Genomic DNA, 1348 nt, shown 5'->3' with positions numbered 1-1348 from the left:
CGTCGGGTGGTTTGGAGTATGTGGGTCGGTCGGATTTTCAGGTGAAGATCCGCGGTCAGCGCATCGAGGTCGGTGAGATCGAAGCCGCGCTCACCGCGATCGACGTCGTCGGTTCCGCGACCGTCATCGCCCACGGCGCCGGCGTGGAGACCCGTCTGGTCGCCTACGTCACGCCCGAAAACGGTTGCGCGGTGGACGAACTCGATCCTACTGCCCTGCGGGCCCGGCTCGTCGACACGCTGCCGGCCCACCTCGTGCCGTCGGCGCTGGTGGTGCTGCCGGAGCTGCCTATCACCGCGAACGGCAAGCTCGACCGCGCCGCGCTGCCCGTGCCCGAGGCCGCGGACCACGCCGGCCGCGAGCCGCAGACGCCAGCGGAGCTGTCGGTCGCGCGTGCCTTCCGGTCCGCGTTGGATCTCGACGACACCGTGACCGTCGGCGTCGACAGTGACTTCTTCGCGCTCGGTGGGCATTCCCTGTCCGCGACAAGGGTTCTCACGCGCCTCAACGCCGAGCACGAAGTGTCCCTGTCCCTGCGTTCGATCTTCGAGACCCCGACCGTCGGCACGCTCGCCGCAGCCCTCGACGGTGCCTGTCGCGTCGCGCATCGTCCTCGCGTCGGGGACGCGGTGCGTCCGGATCCGCTGCCCGCGTCCTACGGCCAGCAGTCGCTGTGGATGATCGAGCAGCTCACCGGGGTGGACGCGCAGTACAACGTGCCGACCGTCCTGCGTCTGCGCGGACAGGTCGACGCCGACGCGCTCGCCGCGGCCGTCGCCGATCTCGTTCGACGGCACGAGGCGTTGCGCACCCTGCTGATTCCGGCCGACACCGTCACCGAATCCGATGCGGCCGTGTATCAGCGGATCGTCGAACCGGCAGCTGTCGCAGGGCAACTCGACGTCACCGTCGCGGAGTGCACCGATCCGGTGCAGGCCCGGGGCCGCGTCGACGAGTTCGGCCGCCGGCCGTTCCGACTCGACACCGACCTGCCGCTGCGTGCACTGATTCTGCGCACCGCGGCCGACGAGTGCGTGCTCGTGCTCTCCGTGCACCACGCGGCGATCGACGACTGGTCGTTCCCGACCGTGATGTCCGACCTGTCCGCCGCGTACCGGGCCCGCCGCGCCGGCCACACACCCGAATGGGACGTGCCGGCAGTGCAGTACGCCGACTACGCGGTGTGGCAGCGCGAGCTCCTCGGGTCGGCCGACGACCCGGACTCGGTGCGTGCCGAGCAGAGCGCCTACTGGGCGCGGGTCCTCGACGAGGCACCGGTCTCGTCGTCGATCGCGTTGGATCGGCCGCGCCCGACGGCACCGAGCTTCCACGGTGCGCAGGTCCGCGG

At 70.8% G+C, this 1348-nt stretch carries 1 protein-coding gene; it reads left to right on the top strand.

Going from position 1 to position 1348, the window contains the following annotated elements; translation table 11 throughout:
• Window positions 1-41 precede the first annotated feature (41 nt).
• Window positions 42-1348 (top strand): condensation domain-containing protein (locus I0Q12_RS26750; RefSeq protein WP_307846555.1); only part of this gene is annotated, 1307 nt, incomplete at its 3' end.

Source organism: Rhodococcus sp. CX, assembly GCF_015865005.1.
Taxonomy (GTDB): Bacteria; Actinomycetota; Actinomycetes; order Mycobacteriales; family Mycobacteriaceae; genus Rhodococcus.
The sequence above is the reverse complement of the archived record's forward strand: the minus strand, read 5'-3'. Positions and strand labels throughout refer to the sequence as shown.